The sequence below is a fragment of the Dysgonomonas sp. Marseille-P4677 genome, from assembly GCF_016652235.1.
In the GTDB taxonomy this organism is placed as follows: domain Bacteria; phylum Bacteroidota; class Bacteroidia; order Bacteroidales; family Dysgonomonadaceae; genus Dysgonomonas.
The window spans coordinates 37,172-61,055 of the sequence record NZ_JAEPKU010000001.1; the positions used below are offsets into that span (position 1 = coordinate 37,172).

At 36.7% G+C, this 23,884-nt stretch carries 19 protein-coding genes; 11 read left to right on the forward strand and 8 right to left on the reverse strand.

Annotated elements, in window-relative coordinates:
* Positions 1-22 precede the first annotated feature (22 nt).
* Positions 23-673, forward strand: coding sequence for a response regulator transcription factor (locus JGH11_RS00250; protein WP_201109547.1), 651 nt, complete (start codon positions 23-25; stop codon positions 671-673).
* Here the strand turns inward: JGH11_RS00250 and JGH11_RS00255 are convergent.
* The 4 genes from JGH11_RS00255 to JGH11_RS00270 form a co-directional block, all read right to left on the reverse strand.
* Entirely contained in the window at positions 670-1,329 is a 660-nt protein-coding gene (locus JGH11_RS00255; RefSeq protein WP_201109548.1) for a ComEA family DNA-binding protein, read from the reverse strand. The genes JGH11_RS00250 and JGH11_RS00255 overlap by 4 nt on opposite strands.
* An 86-nt stretch (positions 1,330-1,415) precedes the next feature.
* Positions 1,416-2,357, reverse strand: coding sequence for a thioredoxin-disulfide reductase (gene trxB, locus JGH11_RS00260; RefSeq protein WP_201109549.1), 942 nt, complete (start codon positions 2,355-2,357; stop codon positions 1,416-1,418).
* 123 nt (positions 2,358-2,480) lie between these two features.
* On the reverse strand, positions 2,481-3,119 hold the full coding sequence (locus tag JGH11_RS00265) for a LolA-like putative outer membrane lipoprotein chaperone (RefSeq protein ID WP_201109550.1): 639 nt from the start codon (positions 3,117-3,119) through the stop codon (positions 2,481-2,483).
* Positions 3,120-3,201: 82 nt separating this feature from the next.
* Positions 3,202-5,700, reverse strand: coding sequence for a DNA translocase FtsK (locus JGH11_RS00270; protein WP_201109551.1), 2,499 nt, complete (start codon positions 5,698-5,700; stop codon positions 3,202-3,204).
* A 226-nt stretch (positions 5,701-5,926) separates the two neighbouring features.
* Here JGH11_RS00270 and JGH11_RS00275 point away from each other — a divergent pair, with 226 nt between their 5' ends.
* On the forward strand, positions 5,927-8,740 hold the full coding sequence (locus tag JGH11_RS00275) for a TonB-dependent receptor (protein WP_201109552.1): 2,814 nt from the start codon (positions 5,927-5,929) through the stop codon (positions 8,738-8,740).
* An 84-nt stretch (positions 8,741-8,824) separates the two neighbouring features.
* Here the strand turns inward: JGH11_RS00275 and JGH11_RS00280 are convergent, their stop codons facing one another.
* Positions 8,825-9,274 carry a DUF3836 domain-containing protein gene (locus JGH11_RS00280; RefSeq protein ID WP_201109553.1) on the reverse strand — a complete coding sequence of 150 codons (450 nt, stop codon included), beginning with the start codon at positions 9,272-9,274 and terminating at the stop codon, positions 8,825-8,827.
* 288 nt (positions 9,275-9,562) lie between these two features.
* Between JGH11_RS00280 and JGH11_RS00285 the strand changes: the two genes are divergently transcribed.
* The 6 genes from JGH11_RS00285 (at position 9,563) to JGH11_RS00310 (ending at position 15,464) form a co-directional block, all read left to right on the forward strand.
* Positions 9,563-10,987 (forward strand): S8 family serine peptidase, encoded by a 1,425-nt coding sequence (locus JGH11_RS00285; protein ID WP_201109554.1) that lies wholly within the window; start codon positions 9,563-9,565, stop codon positions 10,985-10,987.
* On the forward strand, positions 10,984-12,351 hold the full coding sequence (gene xseA / locus JGH11_RS00290) for an exodeoxyribonuclease VII large subunit (protein WP_201109555.1): 1,368 nt from the start codon (positions 10,984-10,986) through the stop codon (positions 12,349-12,351). The genes JGH11_RS00285 and xseA overlap by 4 nt, the downstream gene beginning before the upstream one ends.
* A gap of 1 nt (position 12,352) precedes the next feature.
* Complete coding sequence (locus JGH11_RS00295; protein WP_201109556.1) at positions 12,353-13,405, forward strand: WG repeat-containing protein; 1,053 nt, start codon at positions 12,353-12,355, stop codon at positions 13,403-13,405.
* A 3-nt stretch (positions 13,406-13,408) separates the two neighbouring features.
* A complete protein-coding gene (gene xseB, locus JGH11_RS00300; RefSeq protein ID WP_201109557.1) occupies positions 13,409-13,606 on the forward strand; it encodes an exodeoxyribonuclease VII small subunit in 198 nt (65 codons plus the stop codon).
* Positions 13,603-14,277, forward strand: coding sequence for a 2-C-methyl-D-erythritol 4-phosphate cytidylyltransferase (locus tag JGH11_RS00305; RefSeq protein WP_201109558.1), 675 nt, complete (start codon positions 13,603-13,605; stop codon positions 14,275-14,277). Before xseB ends, JGH11_RS00305 begins: the two co-directional genes overlap by 4 nt.
* Before the next feature lie 119 nt (positions 14,278-14,396).
* Positions 14,397-15,464: a M20 family metallo-hydrolase gene (locus JGH11_RS00310; protein ID WP_201109559.1), complete on the forward strand. Its 1,068-nt coding sequence runs from the start codon at positions 14,397-14,399 to the stop codon at positions 15,462-15,464.
* Here JGH11_RS00310 and JGH11_RS00315 read toward each other — a convergent pair.
* The 3 genes from JGH11_RS00315 to JGH11_RS00325 form a co-directional block, all read right to left on the reverse strand.
* Positions 15,453-17,426 carry a KUP/HAK/KT family potassium transporter gene (locus JGH11_RS00315; protein WP_201109560.1) on the reverse strand — a complete coding sequence of 658 codons (1,974 nt, stop codon included), beginning with the start codon at positions 17,424-17,426 and terminating at the stop codon, positions 15,453-15,455. The two genes, JGH11_RS00310 and JGH11_RS00315, sit on opposite strands and share 12 nt — an antisense overlap.
* A gap of 244 nt (positions 17,427-17,670) precedes the next feature.
* Complete coding sequence (locus JGH11_RS00320; protein WP_201109561.1) at positions 17,671-19,443, reverse strand: ABC transporter ATP-binding protein; 1,773 nt, start codon at positions 19,441-19,443, stop codon at positions 17,671-17,673.
* 3 nt (positions 19,444-19,446) lie between these two features.
* The gene (locus JGH11_RS00325) at positions 19,447-21,171 is read right to left on the reverse strand and encodes an ABC transporter ATP-binding protein (protein WP_201109562.1); all 1,725 of its coding nucleotides are present in this window, start codon (positions 21,169-21,171) and stop codon (positions 19,447-19,449) included.
* A 244-nt stretch (positions 21,172-21,415) separates the two neighbouring features.
* Between JGH11_RS00325 and JGH11_RS00330 the strand changes: the two genes are divergently transcribed.
* The 3 genes from JGH11_RS00330 to pdxB all read left to right on the forward strand — a co-directional run bounded on the left by JGH11_RS00330 (position 21,416) and on the right by pdxB (position 23,806).
* The gene (locus JGH11_RS00330; protein WP_201109563.1) at positions 21,416-21,922 is read left to right on the forward strand and encodes a ferritin; all 507 of its coding nucleotides are present in this window, start codon (positions 21,416-21,418) and stop codon (positions 21,920-21,922) included.
* 89 nt (positions 21,923-22,011) lie between these two features.
* Positions 22,012-22,704 carry an ABC transporter ATP-binding protein gene (locus JGH11_RS00335; protein WP_201109564.1) on the forward strand — a complete coding sequence of 231 codons (693 nt, stop codon included), beginning with the start codon at positions 22,012-22,014 and terminating at the stop codon, positions 22,702-22,704.
* On the forward strand, positions 22,688-23,806 hold the full coding sequence (gene pdxB, locus JGH11_RS00340) for a 4-phosphoerythronate dehydrogenase PdxB (RefSeq protein ID WP_201109565.1): 1,119 nt from the start codon (positions 22,688-22,690) through the stop codon (positions 23,804-23,806). Before JGH11_RS00335 ends, pdxB begins: the two co-directional genes overlap by 17 nt.
* The last annotated feature ends 78 nt before the right edge of the window (positions 23,807-23,884 follow it).

Genomic DNA, 23,884 nt, shown 5'->3' on the forward strand with positions numbered 1-23,884 from the left:
ATGTATCATTTAGTTAGTTGTGATGAAAGATGTAATTATAGCAGATAAACAAGATATTACACGTGTAGGTATACAAACGCTTGTAGAAGGAATCGAAAAAGCATCTTCTCTGATCTTTTCCGATACAAAAATAGATCTGATCAAATCTTTAACATCATGTCCCAACGCAGTAGTAATACTCGATTATACTCTTTCCGATTTTGGAAGTGTAGATGAACTATTGAATATTGGTTATCGTTTTCCCGAATCACGGTGGATGCTGTTTTCAGACGAGTTGAGTTATGACTTTCTGCGACGGTTGATTATTAGTAGCGAAGCCTATAGTGTCGTCCTGAAATCTTGTGAGCTGGACGAAATCAATATGGGATTGGTTCATGTATTTCGTGGAGAGCGTTTTATTTGTGCGCGGGTTACAAATCAGCTTTTGCAAGTACAAAAGCCTGTAACAGATTCTTTAGATCATATACTGACTGCTACTGAGAAAGAGATTCTCAAGGAAATGGCATTAGGAAGAACAACTAAGGAGATTGCAGCTAAGAGAAATCTTAGTTTCCATACTATAATTACTCATCGTAAGAATATATTTCGAAAGCTTGAGGTAAACAATGTCCATGAGGCTATAAAGTACGCTATGCGAGCCGGCTTAGTGGACTTAGCCGAGTATTATATCTAATCGAAGGTGAGATAAGGTTTAAGCTGAGTTATGTCTTTTTCTGTAAACTCCTCTAAAAGTGTGAGTCGCTGAATGGATTCTATTTTGCCTTTTCTTTCGCGTATATCTGTTATTATCTGAGCTTGTTTATAATTGATATACGGATGTTTATTTAATTCCTGAAAATCTGCGGAATTTATCTTTATCATTTTAGCTTTGGGAATGATAGTGATATATGGTGTGATCTTGTTGTATAAATCATCATCCATGCCCCAGACTTCTTTCAGTTGGGCGATGTCTACATATCCTCCGAGAGAACTTCGGTACTTTACAATTTTATTAGCAAAACCGATGCCTATTCCGGGTACTTTCTTCAGATTAGAAGTATCCGCACTATTTAGTTCAATTGTTTCTCCGGGCTTAAGTTTTTCCTGATAAGGATACCTGGATTGCTTTGGCTCAATTCGTTCTTTGATATTTTTGATTTCATCCTTCTGGGTTTGTACATCCGGTTGTACATCGGAGTTATGTTTACTTTCTGTATTTAGTTTTACTTTCTCTTTATTATCTGGTTTTGTTACAATATATATCCCGCAACTTAAAACAATGAGGATAAGTAAGAGTATAATTGCAGTCTTGTCTCGCTTTTGAAAATAGAAATAATCTTTCCAACCCATTTTAATAGAAGATAATAATTCTCAAAAGTATAAAAAAAGCCTACAGAAAAGTCTATAGGCTTTGATTTTTATTTTAATAGGAGTTTTTATAGTCCTTTTTCGCTCAGATATCTTTCAGCTTCTATAGCAGCCTGACAACCGGTTCCAGCTGCCGTAATAGCTTGGCGATAATGAGGATCGGCAACATCGCCTGCTGCGAATACACCTTCTACACAGGTTTTCGGCGTTCCCGGTTCTGTGATTATGTATCCAACAGAGTCAAGATTGATTTGCCCTTTAAATATGTCTGTGTTTGGTTTATGGCCGATTGCTAGGAAGAATCCGTCTATCTTAATATCGAACTTTTCTTCATTCGCTTCACCCATATGTTTTACGATATGTGCACCTTCTACACCATTTTCGCCAAAGAGCCCCACAGCATTACATTCAAACAATACTTCTATTTTGGGGTTTTGCATTGCTCTATCCTGCATAACCTTAGAAGCTCTCAAGTAAGGCTTACGAACAATAAGGTAAACTTTCTCTGCCAGTCCGGATAGGTATATTGCTTCCTCACATGCTGTGTCTCCACCACCAACTACGGCAACGGTTTTTTTGCGATAGAAGAATCCGTCGCAAGTAGCACATGCTGACACACCCATTCCTGCATATTTTGCTTCATCTGCTAATCCCAGATATTTTGCACTTGCTCCTGTCGATATAATTACGGTATCGGCTTCTATTGTTTTTTCTCCGTCGATAACTACTTTCTTAGGATAACAATTAAAATCTACAGATGTAGCGATTCCATTGCGTATATCCGCGCCAAAACGAGTAGCTTGTTTCTTTAAGTCTTCCATTAACTCAGGGCCGGTAACACCTTCAGGATAACCTGGGAAGTTTTCGACTTCTGTAGTCGTTGTTAGCTGACCTCCCGGTTGTATTCCTTCATACAAAACAGGTGATAGATTTGCTCGCGATGCGTAAATAGCAGCAGTATATCCTGCAGGACCTGAACCGATTATCAGGCAGCGTACTTTTTCGTTCATGTTTTTATGTTTATATGTTTTGTTTATATTGAATGCAAAGATATCGAAAATACTTATTGATTCAAAGTTTATTTATTCCTTAATTTTTATAGAATGATAAACAGAATCTATCTATCATATTGTCTATCGAAGATCTACTATTTCAGCTCTTGGATATTCGTTTTTGTTAAACTGGAATACACTATCGGCAATTCCCACCCCTTTCTGATAATTTCTTATTGTCAGTACATTGAGAAGCCCTGATTTATCAGTAACTGATATCTTTGAGAATAAATTATTAGACTGATCTATCTCAACTACTATTTTGCTAAAGTCGCCTCCTTTTTTTTGAGGGGTTAGTTCGATTTCATCAACTGTTTTGCCATTTATTCTTTTCACTCCTTTGTAAGAGAGGTTAAACCCTTTTTTGTATATACTGAAAAGTACGGATGGGCTTATAGCTTGTAGCTCTTCACCTGTCGGGTTACTTATATTGACTTCTTCTGTATCTTTTACGTAAACCCATTGAGTGGTTCCGTCAAACCATGTTATAGCATCAGGTATTTCAATTTTAAACTTGTTTCCCTTCATACTCACCTTGCCATCATAGCTGTATTTTTCCTTTGCTTTCAGATCTTTCGTATCGAGAGTAAAACTCGCTGTAACAGCACCCGCGTTATTGTAGGTTTCGGAAGCTCTATCTAATATATTTCGAGCATTTTGGGCCGATATATTTATATTAAATGCAAATAGTATAAATAATGTAAATAGTTTAGTTCTCATATGTTATTATAAATCTTAATTCAGTATTCAATTATTATTTGACTGTATCTAGTATCTAAAGGTTTAAATTTGACGAAATCATTTATTGAAACGAGTTTAATCTTTGTTCTAAACTATATTCGTCAGCGATCAGGACTTCACGGGCTTTGCTTCCTTGTGTAGGTCCTACAATACCGGCAGCTTCAAGTTGATCCATAAGACGCCCTGCGCGATTATACCCTATCGAGAATTTTCGCTGAATGAGCGATGTTGAACCTTGCTGATGTACTACAATCAGACGAGCAGCTTCATCAAACAGAGGATCTCTATCGTTCATGTCAATATTTCCGATCTTATCGTCACTACCTTCTCCAACAAATTCAGGCAGATCGAACGCATGTCCGTAGCTTTGTTGTTTCTCGATGTATTGGGCTATTCCTTCCACTTCCGGTGTATCGACGAATGCACATTGTATACGCACCAGATCATTTCCTTGCGAGAACAGCATATCCCCTCGTCCAATCAATTGGTTTGCACCCGACATATCGAGTATTGTGCGTGAATCTATCTGTGATGTTACACGGAACGCCATACGTGCAGGGAAGTTAGCTTTAATAGTACCTGTAATAATATTTGTAGTAGGACGTTGCGTTGCAATAATCATATGCATACCGACAGCACGTGCTTTTTGAGCGATACGTGCAATAGGCATTTCTATCTCTTTTCCTGCTGTCATGATCAGGTCACCAAACTCGTCGATGACAACGACAATATAAGGCAGGAATTTATGCCCTTTCAGAGGGTTTAATCTCCGTTTCTTAAATTTCTCATTGTACTCTTTAATATTACGTACTCCGGCATTCATTAATAGTTCGTAACGGTCGTCCATCTCTTTGGTAAGAGAGTTGAGTGTTTGAGTTACCTTCGATACATCAGTTATAATTGCTTTTTCAGCATCAGGTAATTTAGCCAAATAGTGATTCTCTATTCTCGAATAGATGTTAAACTCAACCATCTTAGGGTCTACAAGCACCATTTTCATTTCTGCAGGATGCTTTTTGTAGAGTAGAGATGTTATAATCGCGTTGAGTCCGACCGATTTACCTTGACCTGTAGCTCCTGCTACAAGTAAGTGAGGCATCTTGCAAAGATCGAACATGAAAATCTCATTCGTAATCGTTTTTCCAAGAGCTACAGGTAAATCGTAATGAGACTCTTGAAATTTACGGGATGCGATAACCGATTGCATAGATACTATTTGCGGATCTTTGTTTGGTACTTCTATCCCGATAGTTCCTTTACCCGGCATAGGCGCTATAATCCGAATTCCTAAAGCAGATAGACTTAGAGCTATATCATCCTCCAGATTTCTAATTTTTGATATACGTACTCCGGCTTTTGGTACTATTTCATAGAGGGTGATTGTAGGTCCTACTGTTGCTTTTATAGAAGTTATCTCAATGCCATAATTTTGTAGAGTTGTAATAATCTTACTCTTGTTGGCATTTTGTTCTTCCATGTCCACCCCTTTGCCTGTAGTGTCATATATTTTCAATAAATCTGTAGATGGAAAACTAAAATTTGAGAGGTCCTTTGTAGGGTCGTATTCTTCCAATTCTTCCCCTTCCAGCCCTTCGGGCAATAGGTCGTCTACTGTTTCTACTGATGTATTCTTATTTGGACTAACAGGCGGCTGAGTATTATTTATAGGTTGAATAGACTCTTCATCTTTAGGAACGATAATTTCGAAGTCCTGATCTATTTTTACACTTATAGGAGCCTTCTTCGGTTTCGTTTCATTTGTTTTTTCTATCGGAAGGGTGTCTGAGTCGTAAAGAGGGTCTTCTATTTCCGCACCTTCTTCTTTCTTCTTTTTCAAGAAACTAAACCAGCTCTTCTTCTCTTTGATGGGTTCCTCATCTTCAATTTCTTCTTCGTAGAAGTTTTCAAGTTCGGAATCTACATCATTAGTCTGATTACTTTTTAATGGGTTTTTAAATAATCCTCGGAAAAATTCCATCGAGGCTTTCTTTGTTATAATCAGGAATATGATTAACAATAATAATATAACCATGATTACTCCCGGTATGCCCAGAGCGGCCTCAAGTGTATTTTCTATATATTGCCCATGAGCGCCACCCCATATAATATGACTGTCTCCAAAAAGAGGTGAAAGTGCAAAAGCGCATGTTATGGAACCCCATATCATAGCAAAAGCGATGAGTAAAAAAGACCGGATTGCTGATATTTGAATTACTCGCATTAGCTTAAGGCCCATCAATATCAGATATACAGGAATGAGCATTGAGAAGATGCCGAACCATTGATTTATAAACTTTTCTGCGATAAATGCCCCCGCTACACCGGTCCAGTTATTTATTTGCTGTTTATGTGTTATCAGATCCAGAAAGAATCTGTTTACTACCTTACTTTGGTCAGCTGCTCCCGTTGCAAAAAAAGATATCTGCCCCAAGAGTATATATGCTCCTAAAAAAGCCAGACAAACTCCTAGTAGGAATTTAGTGCGCTCTTTTTTTATAAATTCTAAGAATTGGGCGCCTTTGCTTTGCGCCTTCTTTTTCTGAACTGTTTTTTTTGCCATATGTAAAGAGAGTAGAGTACCCTTATCGTATTTGTTTTTAGTAAAATATTAAGTACAAAGATAACGCTTTTTTGTAAAGGTATCTCTTTGGGCTTTTTATCTTTTATGAATAAATAAAACGATAAATATTTCTTTTTTATTAAAAAAGACGAATGGGTTTAAACCTTTTGTAAAATATTTAGTCATATCTCATCAAGTAAATAAAACTGTTTTTAATAAGGAAATAATGAAAAGGTATATTCCCCTACTTTTATTTTTGTGTATCTTCTTTCAATTAAGTGCACAAGCTCAGACTGTAAATATAAAAGGCGCAATATTTGATGATGCGACAAAAGATGGCATCGAATTAGCAAGTATTCGCATATTGAACGAAACAGACAGCACTTATATTACAGGTGCAGTGACGAATGAATCGGGGAAGTTTAGTGTTGGAGTAAAGCCCGGAAAATACATTTTACATATTTCTTTTCTAGGCTATCTGGAACAATTTGTAAATGTGAATACCCATGATAAAACTTCTATAGGGAATATATATTTAAAAGAAGACGGAATCATGTTAGCAGAGGCGACAGTAGAAGCTAAAGCTCCCGAAATAATAATAAAAGGAGATACCGCTGAATATAATGCATCTGCTTACAAAGTGCAGGAAAGCGCAGTTTTAGGAGATCTGATAAAGAGACTGCCGGGAGCGGAGATAGATTCGGAAGGAAAAATAACTGTAAATGGAAAGGATATTTCTAAAATATTAGTTGATGGCAAGGATTTTTTTAGTAAAGATCCTAAAACTGCATCGGAGAACCTGCCTGCTAGAATGGTTGAAAAGTTACAAGTATTGGATCAAAAGTCAGATATGGCTCTTCTTACAGGCTTTGATGACGGAGAAGAGCAAACTGTAATAAACCTCGTAGTAAAGCCCGGGATGAAAGAAGGAGTTATGGGCTCCGTATCGGGAGGATATGGAAATAAAGACCGTTATGAAGGAAATGGTTTCGTAAATATTGCCAGAAATGACAACAGACTTTCTGCTTTAGGAAATTTTAATAATAATAACAACGCCGGAGGTGGCGGAGGAGGACGTGGTTGGGGCAGAAACCGAGGCCTTACCGAAACAGCAATGGGAGGCGTGAATATTGCAATGGAACCTTCAGAGAAATTTAAATACGATGGTGATGTTCAGTATAGAGGAACTGATAACGATGTGGAAACAATGAGCAACATAACATATACAAGTAGTGATATGGTTGAGAATAAAACTTCCTTCCAAAACAATAATAATAAAAATATGAACGGAAGGTTTAAATTCGAATGGCAACCGGATAGCCTGACTAATATCATATTTAGGCCAAATGTCTCATATTCGAAGAATAATCAGTTTTCTTTTGGAAAATCGGAGCGAACAAGTGTGTCGAACGAAAGTGATAATTTTTTATCTGATTCCAAATCAACGTCAGCAGGAAATACTCTTGGCTTGGATGGAAATCTATTAATAAATAGGAAACTAAATAGCAAGGGGAGATCTATTTCAGTAGAACTGTCTGGTGGATTATCTGATGGAGACACTGACGGTATAACTTACTCAGAAATTGATTATTACAATAAGGCAGAAGAACCAAAAATTCAGGATCAGATTTATAATCAGAAAAACAACAGTTATAATTGGCGAACACGTTTGTCATATCTAGAGCCTATAGGGAGGAATAATTTTCTTGAACTAGCTTATAATATAAGAAACACCCATTCTGAAACAGATAAGAAAACATATGAACAAGATGCTTCTAAAGACTATACAGTCATCGCAGAAGATTATACTCGTATTACAAAGAACGACTTTTTAAATCAGAATATATCATTAAACTTTCAGGCTCGTCGCCAAAAATATAATTATACAGTAGGGGTGGGATTAGAACCTTCGCGTTCGCAAACATCCGTTGTACAGCCTAATATGAAAGAAAATAAAGATAGAGCACGAAATTTTATCAATTTTGCTCCAAGGGTGGAATTGAATTATTTGTGGGATAAGCGGCATAATCTTCGGATAAGGTATAACGGGCAAACAGATCAGGCATCTACGGATCAGTTATATGATGGTATTATTACCCAGAGTGCTACAGATACTACACGAGGTAATCCGAATTTGAAACCTAGTTTTGAACATAGGTTGAATATCCGTTATCAAAAATATATGGCAGAGAAAGCGTCATCTATTATGAGTTTTGCCGATATCAGATATACCACAAATGCGATTGCTTCTATTACCCGTATTGGAGAAGGCAATAGCCGAAATACAACTTATGAGAACATTGATGGAAATATGACAGGTCGACTAATGTTTATGTATAATACTCCATTGAGGAACAAACGCTTTTCTATCAATACTCGTACATTTGCTAATTATAGCAGGGATAATACTTTTATTACAGATCGTAATGGCGGTGATCCTCAAAAGAACACAGCTAATACCTATGGCATAAATGAGGGGTTAGGTCTGAAATTCAATTCAGATAAATTTCAGTTTAATATTAGAGGAAGTATATCTTATGAAAATACAAGAAACTCTTTGTCCTCAAATCTAAATGAATCACTTAAAAATCAGGAAATTTATAATTATGGAGGTGGCGGTGATTTCTCATGGTATTTACCATATAATTTTGTGCTTGAAAGTGACTTGAATTATTCATCTAATTCAGGTTATTCAGGAGGTTATCAGGAAAACTCATGGATATGGAATGCTTCGCTAGCAAAAGAATTTAACATAAAAATAAAAAAAGATGCGGGTACGACTAATCTTCCTGCCACTTTACGCTTTAAGATATACGATATACTACAGGATCAAAGTAATATATCCCGTAGCTCAAACGCAAACAATATAACTTATAGCACCTATAATACGATCAGCAGTTATTTTATAGTAGGCCTTACTATTCGCTTCCAATCTTTCAAAGGAGGAGCGAAGAGTAGTGATATGGAGTATGACGGTGGTCGCAGATATGGTCCTCCTGGAGGTGGAAGAGGCGGCAGAGGTGGTGGCCCAATGTTTTAGCAATTAAATTAATATATACTTTTATAAAATAAATGGGGATGGCAGTCATGCCATCCCCATTTATTTTAAAACTTTAACGACGGATTATTTTAGAGTAATGAGATCGTTTATGTTATCAGTATTATTTACTTCCTTTATTTGCTTAACAGATAGCAGCTCATTATTATCACCATATAAATAGATAATCATGTCCATCTTTTCAGACCACTTTTCTTTATTATTATTCCATTTTGTATAAGTCATACTCGCTAACTTATTTACTTCATTATATTGGTATTTATGTATACCACAATTGATCCAACCTTTTTCCTTGTCCCATATACTCAATGTTCTCGTAAGGATTTTTCCTTTTTTATCATAGAAGTAGCAAACTTTCTCTTGAGGAACTAAGGTCTTTCCCTCTAGTGTAATATATTCTTTTGTTATACCTGATTCATTACTTCCAACATTGCTATAAGTTTTTGTCTCTTTAGCATTAAGATTCATTATTGATACTAATACGGCGAATACTGAAGTTAAAATAGTTGTTTTCATAATTGTATGTTTTTAATTTGTAATTATTCATATAGAATATATTATGTCAAATCTATGCCATAAATTATAAGGTGCTTATACATAGTGTTCTATGTGTTTTTGTCATTTTTTATTATGTAAATTATTTTTACAATTGATGTTTATTTTTGATACAGAAGATTTAAATTATATCTTTCCTCTTTATCTAAAAATCCTGATTCAGGTAGTGAGTTCAGGTCTAATTATATTATTACAAAACGAACAACTAAGAACTATTATCTTTATTTTTGCATAAAACATATAATAAACATGAAGAAGATTCCTTTGCTATGCATTCTGCTTTTTATAGTTTCTGCTTTATTTGCGCAGAGCTATAATTACAAATTTCGCTTAACACTAAAAGACAAAGGGCAAACTGCCTATACGATAGATAAGCCATCAGAATTTCTGTCTTCTAAGGCCATAGAACGCCGCCAGAAACAAAATCTGCCAATAGATAAAACAGATCTGCCTATTTCGGACGACTATTTGAAAGCCATAGAAGATTTGGGAGGAGTCGTTGTTGCAAAGAGTAAATGGTTGGGTACAGTTGCTGTCCATTGTACCGATAGCATGATGATCGAAAAACTAAAAGAACTGCCATTTGTATCTGATGCATTATTTGTGTGGAAAGGAAAGCCAAAAGGAGAGTTGATAAACGATAGTATAATTAGATATCCTGCATTGGAGACCATTTCTTTCGGAAACTATTATTCCAAGTCTGTGGATAATATAAAAATCAATAACGGACAATATTTACATGACGCAGGATTCAAGGGTAAAGGAATAGATATTGCTGTTATAGATGCCGGATTTAACCATTTGCCTCAAATAGAGATGCTCGATAATTTGACGATACTTGGTTCTAAAGGGTTTGTATATGAAAATGAAGATTTGTTTAATAACGCAAACCAGCATGGATTGAATGTATTGTCTTGCATAGGTACTAACAAACCAATGCAGTTTGTAGGTACAGCACCTCAAGCAGCATTTTGGTTATTGGGTTCTGAAGACGCTCGCAGTGAATTTCCTATAGAAGAAGACTATTGGGCAACTGCTGTTGAATATGCGGATAGTGTAGGAGTTGCAGTTGTAAATACGTCTTTGGGATATAATAATTTCGATAGCCCCGCTAAAAGTTATACGCATAAGGACATTGATGGGAAAACATCATATATAACTCGTGCGGCAGAGAGAGCTACTCAAAAAGGGATGCTCATCATTGTCAGTGGGGGAAATTCAGGTGATTCGGAATGGGAAAAGATAACTCCGCCATCCGATGCTTTTAATGTGCTGACTGTCGGTGCCATAAAAAGAGATTCCACCATCGCTCCATTCAGTTCGAGAGGCTTAACGGCGGACCTTCGTATTAAACCGGATGTTATGGCTTTAGGAGCAGGATCGATAGTAGTTGATGATAAAGGATTGGTTACTCGTAAATCGGGTACTTCATTCTCCTCTCCAATCATGAGTGGAATGGCTGCCTGTCTTTGGCAGGCGTTGCCGAGTCTAACCAATATTGAGATTCTTACTATTATAAAACAAGCTTCAGATAATTATGAAACCCCTGACCGCGACTATGGCTATGGTATTCCTGATATGAAAATAGCCTTGGAGTTAGGACAGGCTCTTGTAGCTAAGAAAGAAGAATTGAAGAATATACAACAAAGCAAAGACTCTAAAAGAAAAAAATGAACAATTCAGCCATATCCCTCTATGAACTGAATAGCCTTATAAAAGGTGTTCTAAGCGATAGTATTCCCGAACGGCTTTGGATAAGAGCAGAGATGAGCGATGTGCGTGTTAATCAGAACGGCCATTGCTATCTTGAATTTATCGAAAAAGACCAATCCGGAAGAACATTGGTTGCAAAAGTTAGAGGAATGATATGGGCAAATACTTTCTATTTACTTAGGTCTTATTTTGAAAACGCTACAAAACAGAGTTTTTCTTCAGGACTTAAAGTCTTAGTGCAAGTGAGCGTCGATTTTCATGAGCTTTATGGTCTGAGTCTGACAGTCTACGATATAGATCCGAGCTATACACTCGGCGATCAGGCATTAAACAGAGCCGCTATATTGAAACAATTGGAAGAAGATGGAGTCCTTTATCTGAATAAAGAATTGGAATTGCCTTTGCCTACTAATAGAATTGCTATTATTTCTTCTCCAACAGCAGCAGGATATGAAGACTTTTTAGATCAACTGCATAAAAACGCCTTTGGGTTTGTATTCTATACCAAATTATTTCCTGCTATTATGCAGGGCGACAGAGCCGAAGATTCTGTAATTTCAGCATTGGAGCGTATATATGAATATCAGGATTGTTTCGATGTGGTAGTTATTATACGGGGTGGTGGAGCAACCTCCGATTTGAGTTGTTTCGATTCCTATTTGCTTGCAGCCAGTTGTGCGCAGTTTTCCTTGCCTATTATTACAGGAATAGGGCATGAACGGGACGAAACGGTTCTGGATATTGTGGCGCACACTAGAGCTAAAACTCCAACGGCAGTTGCCGAATTTTTAATTAATAATCTGGCCGAAACCGCATTGGAATTAGCAGAAATATCACAAGATATAGTTTCTTCTGTTGTACAACGTTTGCAGGAAGAAAATGTAAAGTTAAATGTTTTTGAGACTAAAAATTCTTTTGTGTTGAAAGGTTGGTATAGAGAACAGCAAACAATACTATCTTCATCCAAAGTTGTTTTGATAAGAGGAATGCAGCGTATACAACGCGAGAATATGAATAAATTTGATTTATTGGAAGAGGTTCTTAGTAAGAAATCGCAACAAATGCTGAAAATGAACGAAGAGCGTTTCCTCCAAATAGAAGAGTCTCTGAATCGTAATACACAAAGATTACTTAAAGATGAATCAAACAAGTTGCAAATATTGGAAAAACATATACAATTATCTTCTCCCGAGAATATTTTAAAGAAAGGATATACCTTGACTATGAAAGCAGGCAAGGTAATAAAGCAAAGTGAAGTATTGAAAAGCGGAGATGAGATAACTACTTGCTTTTCAGATGGTCAAATAGATTCGATAGTAAAATAAGATGAGCATAACAAATAAAAAACCATTACCATTTTTATTTCCGTTTAATTTTAATGACGGAATGGTTCAAATAGCGCGACAATCGGGTATGGGTTACGCCAATAAAAGTGGAGAGCTTATTATTCCGTGTTCTTATACTACCGGATATTCTTTCAGTGAAGGCTTGGCTTATGTAATTAAAGGAGATAAAAAAGCATTTATCAATAAATTGGGTCAAGAAGTTATTTCTCTGAAGTACGAAGAAGTTGATATGTTTTGCGAAGGTCTTGCAGCTGTGATGGATGTTGAAGGCAAATGGGGATTCATTGATCAAATGGGCAATGAAGTAATACCATGTGAATACGACGAAGTAAACTGGTTTACGGAAGGACTCTGTGGCGTTTATACAAAAGAAGGAGGTGGATTTATAGATAAATCAGGCAATAAAGTGATCCCTTGTATATACGATAGCATACTGGAGTTTAATGACGGGGTTGCAATTGTTTGTAAAGATGGGTATAGTGGATGTATTGATATGAAAGGCAATATTGTCGTACCCTTAATATATGGAAAACTAGATTTAAGTAGATGTGTAGATGGTAGGATTACACTGGGTAAAGGAGATAAGTACGGAGCAATAGATAAAAATGGGAATGAAGTTATTCCTTTTATTTATGAAGATATCTCTGATTTCTCCGAAGGATTGGTTACGGTTTTGCTGAATGGAAAATACGGATGTATTAATAAAGGAGGAGAGGTAGTTATTCCATTCGAATATGATGCCATCGAAGATTTTAGTGAAGGTCTTGCAGCTGTTAAAAAAGCCGGTAAATGGGGATTTATAGATAGGAATAACAATTTGGCTATTCCTTTCCAATATAATATTGCTAATTCATTTTCTGATGGCCTGGCATTTGTCCGCAGAGGGGGACGTAAAGGTTATTATATCGATCATAATAATGAGGTAAATGTCGTTTTGACCAAAGAATATACAATTGTAGAAAAAGTAAAGATTGGCTTTTTTATCGCTGCCTTTTTAGGAATTATAGTATTGTTAATTAGTAAACTATTTTGATTTATGGCAAAAAAGGAACAAACATATGGCGATGCGATGCAGGAATTACAGGATATTATGTATCGCATCGAGAATGACGATCTTGACGTGGATATACTTCTCGAAGAAGTGAAGAAAGCAGCAACTCTCATTAAGTTTTGCAAAGATAAGTTGCAGAAAACAAATGTAGAAATACAAAAGATACTTGATAAAATAGAATGAGCCGAAGAAATGTCATTATAGTCGCTGGCGGCAAAGGATTACGTATGGGTAGCGATTTGCCGAAACAATTTATACCTGTTGGCGGTAAACCTGTATTGATGCGTACTATCGAGAATTTTTACCATTTCGATAATGATATAAATATTATTCTGGTATTACCTCTTTCTCATCAAGTATATTGGAAAGAGCTTTGTGCCAATTATCATTTCGAAATCGTGCATACTATTGCCATGGGAGGCGATACTCGTTTTCACTCGGTAAAGAATGGTTTAGCCATGGTTAATGAAGGCATTGTTGGGGTACAGGATGGTGTAAGGCCTTTTGGTTCGATGGAAATGATTGGAAGATGCTTCGATGCAGTAGAAAAATACCAAGCGGTTATTCCTGTCGTTGATTCTACCGATAGCCTTCGTGAGATATTAGACGGTAAGCACAGCCGTATTGTAGATCGTTCGAAAATTCGTTTAGTACAAACACCGCAAGTGTTCGATGTATCTCTGTTAAAAAAGGCGTATGAAACAGAATTTAAAGAAACTTTTACCGACGATGCTTCTGTTGTTGAGGCAATGGGTATAAATATCCATCTGGTAAAAGGGGAGGTGACGAATATAAAGATAACTACGCCTTTAGATTTGAAGATTGGGGAGTTGATTGCTGATTCATCTATTTGATAGAAGTTTATCTATAAATAGAGAATGGATTATAGCTAAATATAGTTTTAGAAAATAGATGAAAAGATTTGAAAAGTGTAACCTTTGTCACCTTTTAGTTAAAAATGAAATAAAGAATTATGGAACTAGATATAGATGCCTTGTATTACAACGCTGTAGATCTACTGAAAGAAATGATCAAAACTCCCTCTTTTAGCAGGGAGGAACACAATGTTGTAGAAGTTGTGGCGGCTTGTATGCGAAAAATGGGTTTTGAGCCCGAACGAAAAGGAAATAACCTATGGGTTCGAAACAAAGACTTTGAGGAATCCAAACCGACTATACTACTAAATTCGCATATGGATACCGTACGCCCTGTTTCAGGTTGGACAAAAGATCCCTTTATGCCTGAAATAGAAGGTGAGGTATTGTACGGACTAGGAAGTAATGATGCCGGTGCAAGTTTTGTCTGTCTGTTGCATACATTCTTTATACTTACAAGTAAAAAACAGGATTATAATCTGATATTTTTGGCTTCGTGTGAAGAGGAAGTTTCAGGGAAAGATGGGGCAGAGGCGATTGTACCTCTTCTTCCTAAAATTGAATTTGGTATTGTTGGCGAGCCCACACAAATGAACCCTGCTATTGCAGAAAAAGGTTTACTTGTACTCGATTGCACTTCCTATGGCAAAGCTGGACATGCAGCTCGCAATGAAGGTGAGAATGCGATATATAAAGCAATGCAGGATATAGATTGGTTCAGAACTTATCAATTTCCGAAAGTGAGCGATTTGCTCGGTCCTGTAAAAATGACGGTGAGTATGATAAATGCAGGTACACAACACAATGTAGTACCTGATAAATGTGATTTTGTAGTTGATGTGCGTAGCAATGAACTATACAGTAATGAGGAACTTTTCGAGATAATAGATAAACACACTTCTTGCGAAGTTAGACCTCGTTCTTTTCGACTTAATTCTTCTCGTATAGCTATCGAGAACCCTTTTGTGCAACGGGCCATTATGATAGGAAAAGAAACCTATGGCTCTCCTACGCTCTCCGATCAAACATTTATGCCTTTTCCCACATTAAAGATGGGCCCGGGCGATTCAGCCCGTTCGCATACTGCCGATGAATATATTTTGCTCAGCGAGATACGGGAAGCAATAGAGCTATATGTAAAACTTTTGGACGGATTACGCCTCTGATTCTCCACCCGATTGCTTAAGTAATTCCTTTAATTGTTCTTCTGTGTGATCCAGTTGCCTTAAAGGGATTGTTTCTACTACTGCCAGAGATGGATCTATATCATACATCTGAGTGTCGGATGTTGTTAGCTTCTTAATAATATTATAACAGCCGAATATGATTTGACGTGATGGATTCATATGTACGTTACGGAAGATACGGTCTACTACCATATAGGTAAAGTCGCCACGTTTATCAATAGCATCTTTCATTGATGGATAACGTGATTTAAGATCGACAAGTCCATGACGTTCCAATTCGTTGGCTATAAGGGTTACGTATTTATCCGTATGGATGCCGAGTTTAAATCCGGCTCTAATATTGATTCTAAATATCTTTCTGGGAGCATATACGGTGGTCTCATAGCTGAACTCATAAGGTTCGTCTGTTCTTTTTATACGTACAAACCAATAGGTGTCAGCACGTTTTGGAGTTCTTCTAAATAGAGAATAAGCAATCTTACTTTCCAGGAAATTCTTATTATTGGCCTTTACGATGTAAACAAGATGTGTGGCCGCTTTAGGTATTGATTCATCCTGGCTGATTCTGATGATCTGATTAATATATTTTTCATCTACCTGATCGTAAACAGTATAATGACGTTTGATGCGGCGTCCATTATACCAAGAATACATTAGAAGTAATAATATACCGGCAATAATAATAGGCACAAAACCTCCATGTGCGAATTTTTGCATATTGGCAAGGAAGAAACTAAACTCTATGACCACAAAGAATAGGGTTAACGGAATACTGAACCACAATGGTTTGTTATTCTTCATAAAGTAAAGGAATAACAAGATACTGGTCATCAACATACTCAATGTAATGGCAAGTCCATAAGCGGCTTCCAACTTCATCGAGGATTGCATAAAAAGGATGATGATAATACATAAGACCATCATCATATGGTTTATTGAGGGTATATATAGCTGCCCTTTGATATTAGATGGATATTGTATTTTTACGTTTGGCCATATATTTAGAGAAATAGCTTCGCTGATAACCGTAAATGATCCGCTAATCAACGCCTGACTGGCAATAATAGCGGCTATTGTAGCCATTATCACTCCAATTAGCCCAAACCATTCGGGCATCATGGCAAAGAAAGGATTTACGTCATGAGTTATGTAAGGGCTGTTTATAATCCATGCTGCTTGTCCCAGATAATTTAGTATCAATGCTAGTTTTACATATATCCATGATGTACGAATATTCTTTAGCCCACAGTGCCCTAAGTCGGAATAAAGGGCTTCGGCTCCTGTTGTACAAAGGAAGATAGCACCGAGTATTACCATTGTTTGTGGAACCTTTATAAGAAAGTTGATTGCATATAGTGGGTTGAATGCCTTGAATACACTGACATCGGTAATTATCTGATTGATCCCTACAATTGCCATCATAGTAAACCATGTTATCATTAATGGTCCAAAATATTTTCCGAGAGAACCTGTGCCAAGAGGCTGAACGAGGAATAATATTAATACGATGGCTATGGTAACCGGAATTACAGGTATATGGGGGGCAATAACATTCAATCCTTCCACAGCCGACATGACGGTCATCGCAGGAGTAATTATTCCGTCGGCAAGTAATGTCGCGGCTCCAAGCCCGGCCAGGATGTATGCCCAACGGTATTTTTGACGGATAAGGGCGTATAAAGAAAGAATTCCACCCTCTCCCTTATTATCAGCACGTAAGGTAATGATGACATATTTCAATGTGGTTTGTATTGTCAAGGTCCATATCACACAGGATACGGCTCCTAGTATATAGTCGGGGCGTGAAAGTTGTCCGTCCGGGAGCGAGTTTAGTATTGCTCTCATTACATATAAAGGCGATGTTCCAATATCTCCAAATACGATTCCAATGGCTAGAACAACACCTAATGTACTAAACGGAACTTTCTTATTTTCCTTCATGTTTTTATATCTTGAAAAATTGCATCAAAAGTACAAGATTATTTGATATGGATATTTATTATCCTGTTAAATGTTTTGAGCGAGGCTATTAGCTACTATTATCAAATCAGATGTTCATATTGAGGGAACACATAATTGACAATAAGCCGGTATTTCATCTTTAATAAATGATTTGACTATTAAAATCACAAATCGTTATTTTCTATAATTACAATTATCTATAGAGCAAAGTTTATATTTTTATTTAAAACTCCTCAAATTGTTCTTGATATAATGAATAGTATTTGCCTTTCAACATTAATAATTCTCTGTGGCTTCCTTGTTCTATAATCTGTCCATGATCTAGTACCAGTATTTTATCTGCATTGCGTACTGTAGATAATCTGTGTGCTATAATAAGGCTTGTACGTCCTTGCATAAGCTGATCCAATCCCTTTTGTATAAGTAGCTCACTTCTGGTGTCTATATTACTTGTAGCTTCGTCCAAGAGTAGAATCGGAGGGTCAGCAATGGCGGCTCGTGCTATGTTGAGAAGCTGACGCTGTCCTTGACTTAGGTTTGCCCCATCATTCTCCAATAGGGTGTCATATCCATGAGGTAGACGTTTTATGAATGAATGAGCGGCAGTAAGTTTCGCGGCCTGTACTACTTCTTCATCCGTTGCTTCCAATCGTCCAAATCTGATGTTTTCACGTACAGTGCCCGTAAATAGATGGGTGTCTTGTAATACGATAGCCATTGACTTACGTAAATCCTTCCTTCTAATTTGCTGTATAGAAGTGCCGTCTATTGTAATTTCTCCTGATTGTATATCAAAGAATCGGGGGAGCATATTTAAAATAGTAGTCTTACCCGCCCCGGTTTCACCTACTAATGCGATTTTTGTACCAGGTGTGGCATGAAGGGATATTCCCTTCAGAATAAGTTTTTCAGGTTTATAACCAAAATAAACATTATCCATTACGAGGTCTCCTTTAATATCGTTGAGAGCAACCGCATTGTTATCATCCTCCTGTTCAGGTTTTTCATCTATTACCTGAAATATGCGTTCTGCTCCTGCAATCGCCGCTTGTATACTATTGTAAAGGCTGGCTAGTTCATTGATCGGACGACCAAATTGTCGTGAATATTGAAGGAAGGCTGCGAGGCCTCCTACGTCGAAGCCTCTGAATATGGCAAGCAAAGCACCCACAATGGTTATGATAACATAGTTCAAAGTATTCAGGTTTTGCATTACTGGCATCATCATACCCGAATAGAACTGAGCTTTCTCCGATTTACTTTTTAGATTCTGGTTAAAAACCTCAAATTCGGCGACAACTTTTTTCTCATGTCCAAAAACTTTGATCACTTTCTGACCACTGATCATCTCTTCTATATATCCATTTACTTCACCAAGTGTTTCTTGTTGTGCTTTGAAATACTTCCGGCTACGCTTTACGATTCCTTTAGCACTTAAGAACATAATCGGTACAGTTATCAAAGTAACTAAAGTCAGTATAGGACTAATATATATCATCAATGTGAAGATTCCGATAAGCATCAATGCACTGGACAGCATATCGGAAAGACTGTCAGTTAAGGCATTACTTATCTGGTCGATATCATTTGTGTATCGGCTCATCAGATCACCATGCTGATGTGTGTCGAAATGCTTGATAGGAAGCTTCTCCATCTTCTCAAATAAGTCAGTTCGCATTCGTGTTACGGTGTTTTGCCCAATCCTATTTAGTAAACGATATTGTATATATGTAGCAATTACTCCTGCAATATAGATACCAGCCAATATGACAAGTATTTTCATTAATCCCTCATAATCCCCTGGTAAGATATAATCATTGATTATCGGTCGTAGCATGTACGAGCCTATAAGGCTGGATATTATGCTGATGATAATTAGTATTCCGATTATACTCAGCAGCTTCTTATCGCAGGCCAGATATGACATTAGGCGAAGGAAAGTTTTCTTTCCTTGCTGCGGTTTACCGCTATGCTTGTAATGATCTCCATGCGCCATATCTTAGAATGCGATTTGTTGTGAATTGTAAATTTCCTGATACACTTTTGATTGTTCAATCAACTCTAGTGGCCTACCTATAGCATCAATTTCCCCATCTTCGAGTACGATAACCCTGTCTGCCGATTGCATTGTATTGATTCGCTGAGTTATTATGAAAACGGTAGTATCGTGAAGTAATTTATTTAAGTTCTGTCGAATCTTTTGTTCAGTATCTGAATCAACTGCACTTGTACTATCATCAAGTATAAGTATTTTGGGCTTTCTTAGTAAAGCGCGAGCTATACAAATACGTTGTTTCTGCCCGCCGGACAGATTAACACCTCCTCGGCCAAGTAATGTATTGTAACCATCGCTGAAAGACATGATGAATTCATGAGCTTGAGCTGCCTTCGCCGCTTCTTCTATCTCTTCTATTGTTGCATCCGACTTGCCCCATCGAAGATTATCTATTATAGTCCCTGTAAATAATTCGTTTTTCTGTAATACCATTCCTATTTCACTATGGAGTTCGTCCAAGTTATAGTCTTTTACATTTACTCCATCAATAAGAACTTCGCCTTTTGTTGTATCATATAATCTGGGGATTAGTTGCAGCATAGAGCTTTTTGCAGCACCGGTAGCTCCCACTACAGCAATCGTTTCCCCTTGGTGAATATGGAAATTTATATCTTTCAATACATCATTTTCTCCTCCACTATAGCGAAAGTATACGTTGTGGAAAGTGACTGCCCCTTTATTTATCTTTAAGCTCTTTTTTAGTGATTCTGGAGTGTTTGCTAAAGAAGGCTCTGTGTTCAATACCTCTAATATTCGTTCGGAGGATGCAGACGCTCTTGCAATATTCATAATTACCATAGATAGCAGCATTAGTGCCATTAATATCTGAACCAGATAATTTACAAACGAAATCAACTCTCCCACTTTCAGTTCGCCGGAGATTACTTTACCTCCTCCTACCCATAAGATAACTATAACCGATAGGTTCATTATAAGTTGCATCACAGGAAATATGGCTACAACAATATTGGAAGCCCTGATAACCATATCGCGTAAATCTTCACTACTCTTACTGAATTTTCGTGCTTCGAAATCTTCTCTAACGAAGGATTTTACTACCCTGATGTTGATGAGGTTTTCCCTAACGACACCATTCAATTTGTCAACTTTCTGTTGTACCTTCATAAAAAGGGGGAAGCCTTTGCGTAGTATCAGAAATACACTTATCCCAAGAATAGGTATAGCTCCGATGAGGATGATGGCCAAATCCATATTTATTTTAATAACAAACACAATGGCCATTATAAGCATGAGAGGCGAGCGTAACATCAACCGCATTCCCATCAGTATAACCAGCTGTATTCGTGAAATATCGTTTGTAAGTCGAGTAATAAGAGATGCTGAATTGAAGCGATCTATTTCGGAAAAGGAAAGTTGTTGTATCTTTTTAAAGAGAGAAGAACGGAGGTCTGTCCCAAATCCGATGGAAGTACGTGATGATACAAATACATTGATAATACTGAAAACGAGACCTATCAGAGATACAATAATCATTTTTATACCGACATGAGTTATCACGGACAAATCTTTAGGGAGTACCCCATTGTCGATAATGTCGGCCATATAGAGTGGTTGTAATGTTTCACTCATTACTGTAATGAGGACAAGAAAGGGGCAAATAATGAGACTCGATGAATAATTCTTGAGTATATGCCAATATTTCTTCATGTATCTTATGTGTTCTTTATTATCTTATAAAATGTTTACAAATATATGTATTTGTGGAGGAGTTTTATACTTTTATATGATGTTGCATCTGTCACGCATAGTTATTATCAATAAGATATTAACAAATATCTATATTTTTTGATAAGCTGCCAACTTATTTGTAATATTGCATTACAATACTTTTTAAAACAATATCGTGTTTTAATTTGTTCAGAATTTTAGCTATCATCAAAATATCATCATTATGTTAAGTAAAAAATTAGAAGCTGCGCTAAATGCGCAAATTAATGCAGAATTCTGGTCTGCATATCTTTATTTGTCTATGGCTGCTCATTTTGCCGCAGATGGTAAACCGGGCTTTGCCAACTGGTTTGAGATTCAGTTCAAAGAAGAACAAGATCATGCATTGAAGTTCTTTAATTATGTAATCGAAAGAGGAGGTAAGGTAGAGTTGAAACCGATTGCGAAAGTGGCTCAATCATGGAAATCTCCGTTAGATGCTTTTGAAGAAACGTTGAAGCATGAGCAAGTTGTTACAGGTCTTATTAACGACCTTGTATCATTGGCAAAAGAAGAGAAAGATTATGCAACAGAAAGTATGTTGAGATGGTTTGTCGACGAACAGGTAGAAGAAGAAGCTACAGCTCAAGGTTATATCGATGCATTGAAAATGATTAAAGACAATGGATTCGGTATTTATACAATGGATAAAGAGCTACAATCAAGGGCTTATACACCAATTGCAGAATAAGAATCATAAATATGTAGATTCGGGCAAATCTCTCTGAATATTTCAGAGAGATTTGTTATTTTTATATATTCGATAATAAAGCTATAGATTTGATACAGATAGAAAATATATCAAAAAGTTATGAGCATCAGGTTGCATTATCTGATATTAGCTTTTCCCTTCAAAAGGGAGAGATAGTTGCTCTTTTAGGTGTAAATGGCGCCGGAAAATCTACTTTGATGAAAATTTTATCTGGAATTATACTTCCCGATATGGGATCAATAACCTTCTTTGGTCAAGATTTTCATACCAATTCTTTAAGTATGAAGAAACAAATTGGATACCTTTCGGAAGATAATCCCTTGTATGAAGATATGTATGTAAAAGAATATCTAGAATACGTTAGAGGGATATATAACGCAGATAAAATGCGTGTTGGTGAGGTAATAGAACAAACCGGCTTACAAAAAGAGTATAAGAAAAAGATAAGAGATTTGTCGAAGGGCAATAGACAACGGGTAGGAATTGCGCAAGCATTAGTCTATGATCCTTTATTCCTTATTCTGGATGAAGCAACATCAGGTTTGGACCCTAATCAGCGTGAAAATCTGAATAAATTATTAATTGAATTATCTATAGGAAAAATCATACTGTTTTCTACACATGTTTTACAGGATGTAAGAGAAATTTGCTCACGTTTTGTATTACTTGATAAAGGAAATCTGATAGCTGATAAAAAAGTAAATGAAATTGATTCTATAGAGGAAATCTTTCATACACTAACGAATGAAAATAATAGCTGATAGAAATATTCCATATTTAAAGGGTATAGCCGAATATTTTGGGGAAGTAACCTATCTCGATGGCGCTGCATTTACTCATCAGACTATAAAAGATGCAGATACACTAATCGTACGGACAGTAACCCGATTTGATGAGCATCTTTTAAAAGATACAAACGTAAAGCTTATTTGCTCGGCAACTATCGGATACGACCATATTGATACTATATATTGTGAAGCGAATGGGATAACATGGAAAAATGCTCCGGGTTGTAATTCAGGCTCAGTAATGCAATATATTATATCCTCGCTCATTACTATATCCAGAAATAAAGGGTTTGACTTGAAGGAAAAAACAATTGGTATTGTAGGCGTTGGTAATGTCGGCAAGAAAGTCGCAAAGGCTTGTGAAATCTTAGGTTTAAGGGTCTTACTTAACGATCCGCCAAGACAGGAAGTCGGAGACGGGGAAGATTTTGTAGCTCTTGAAACAATAATGGCTGAAGCTGATATTATAACATTTCACACTCCACTGACAAAGGAAGGAATATACAAGACTTATCATTTAGCAAACGATTCTTTTTTTTCCTCATTAAAGAAAAATCCTATTATTATTAATTCAGCGCGAGGAGGTATTATTGAAACATCAGCTATAAAGAAGGCAATAAGAGAGAACAAGATTTCCGGAGCTGTTATTGACTGTTGGGAGAATGAGCCACAGATTGATTTGGAATATATGGATATGGTAGATATTGCAACTCCGCATATTGCCGGCTACTCTGCTGATGGAAAAGCAAACGCTACACGCATATCGTTGGATTCTATTGCAGATTTCTATGGATTGAATAGAGAGCCTATATCTTTAGTTCGAGAGCCTACTCCAGAGGATTCGGTTATTGACTTGGATAAATTTGATAATTCCGATAATAGGATTTATTCTGCTATATTGAAAACATATGATCCGATAAATGATTTTGTGAATTTAAAGGCTTCTCCCGATGCTTTTAAGCAATTGCGGAACAACTATCCTCTGCGAAGGGAATACTTTGCCTATTCGATTAAAAATGCATCCGTAGAAGAAGTGATTAGACTACAGGGTTTAGGATTTAAAATAGCTTACTAAGAAAGAAGTAGAATTTTATGGAAATATAAAAGAGGAGCAATATTATATTGCTCCTCTTTCTTAATTATAATAAAAGAA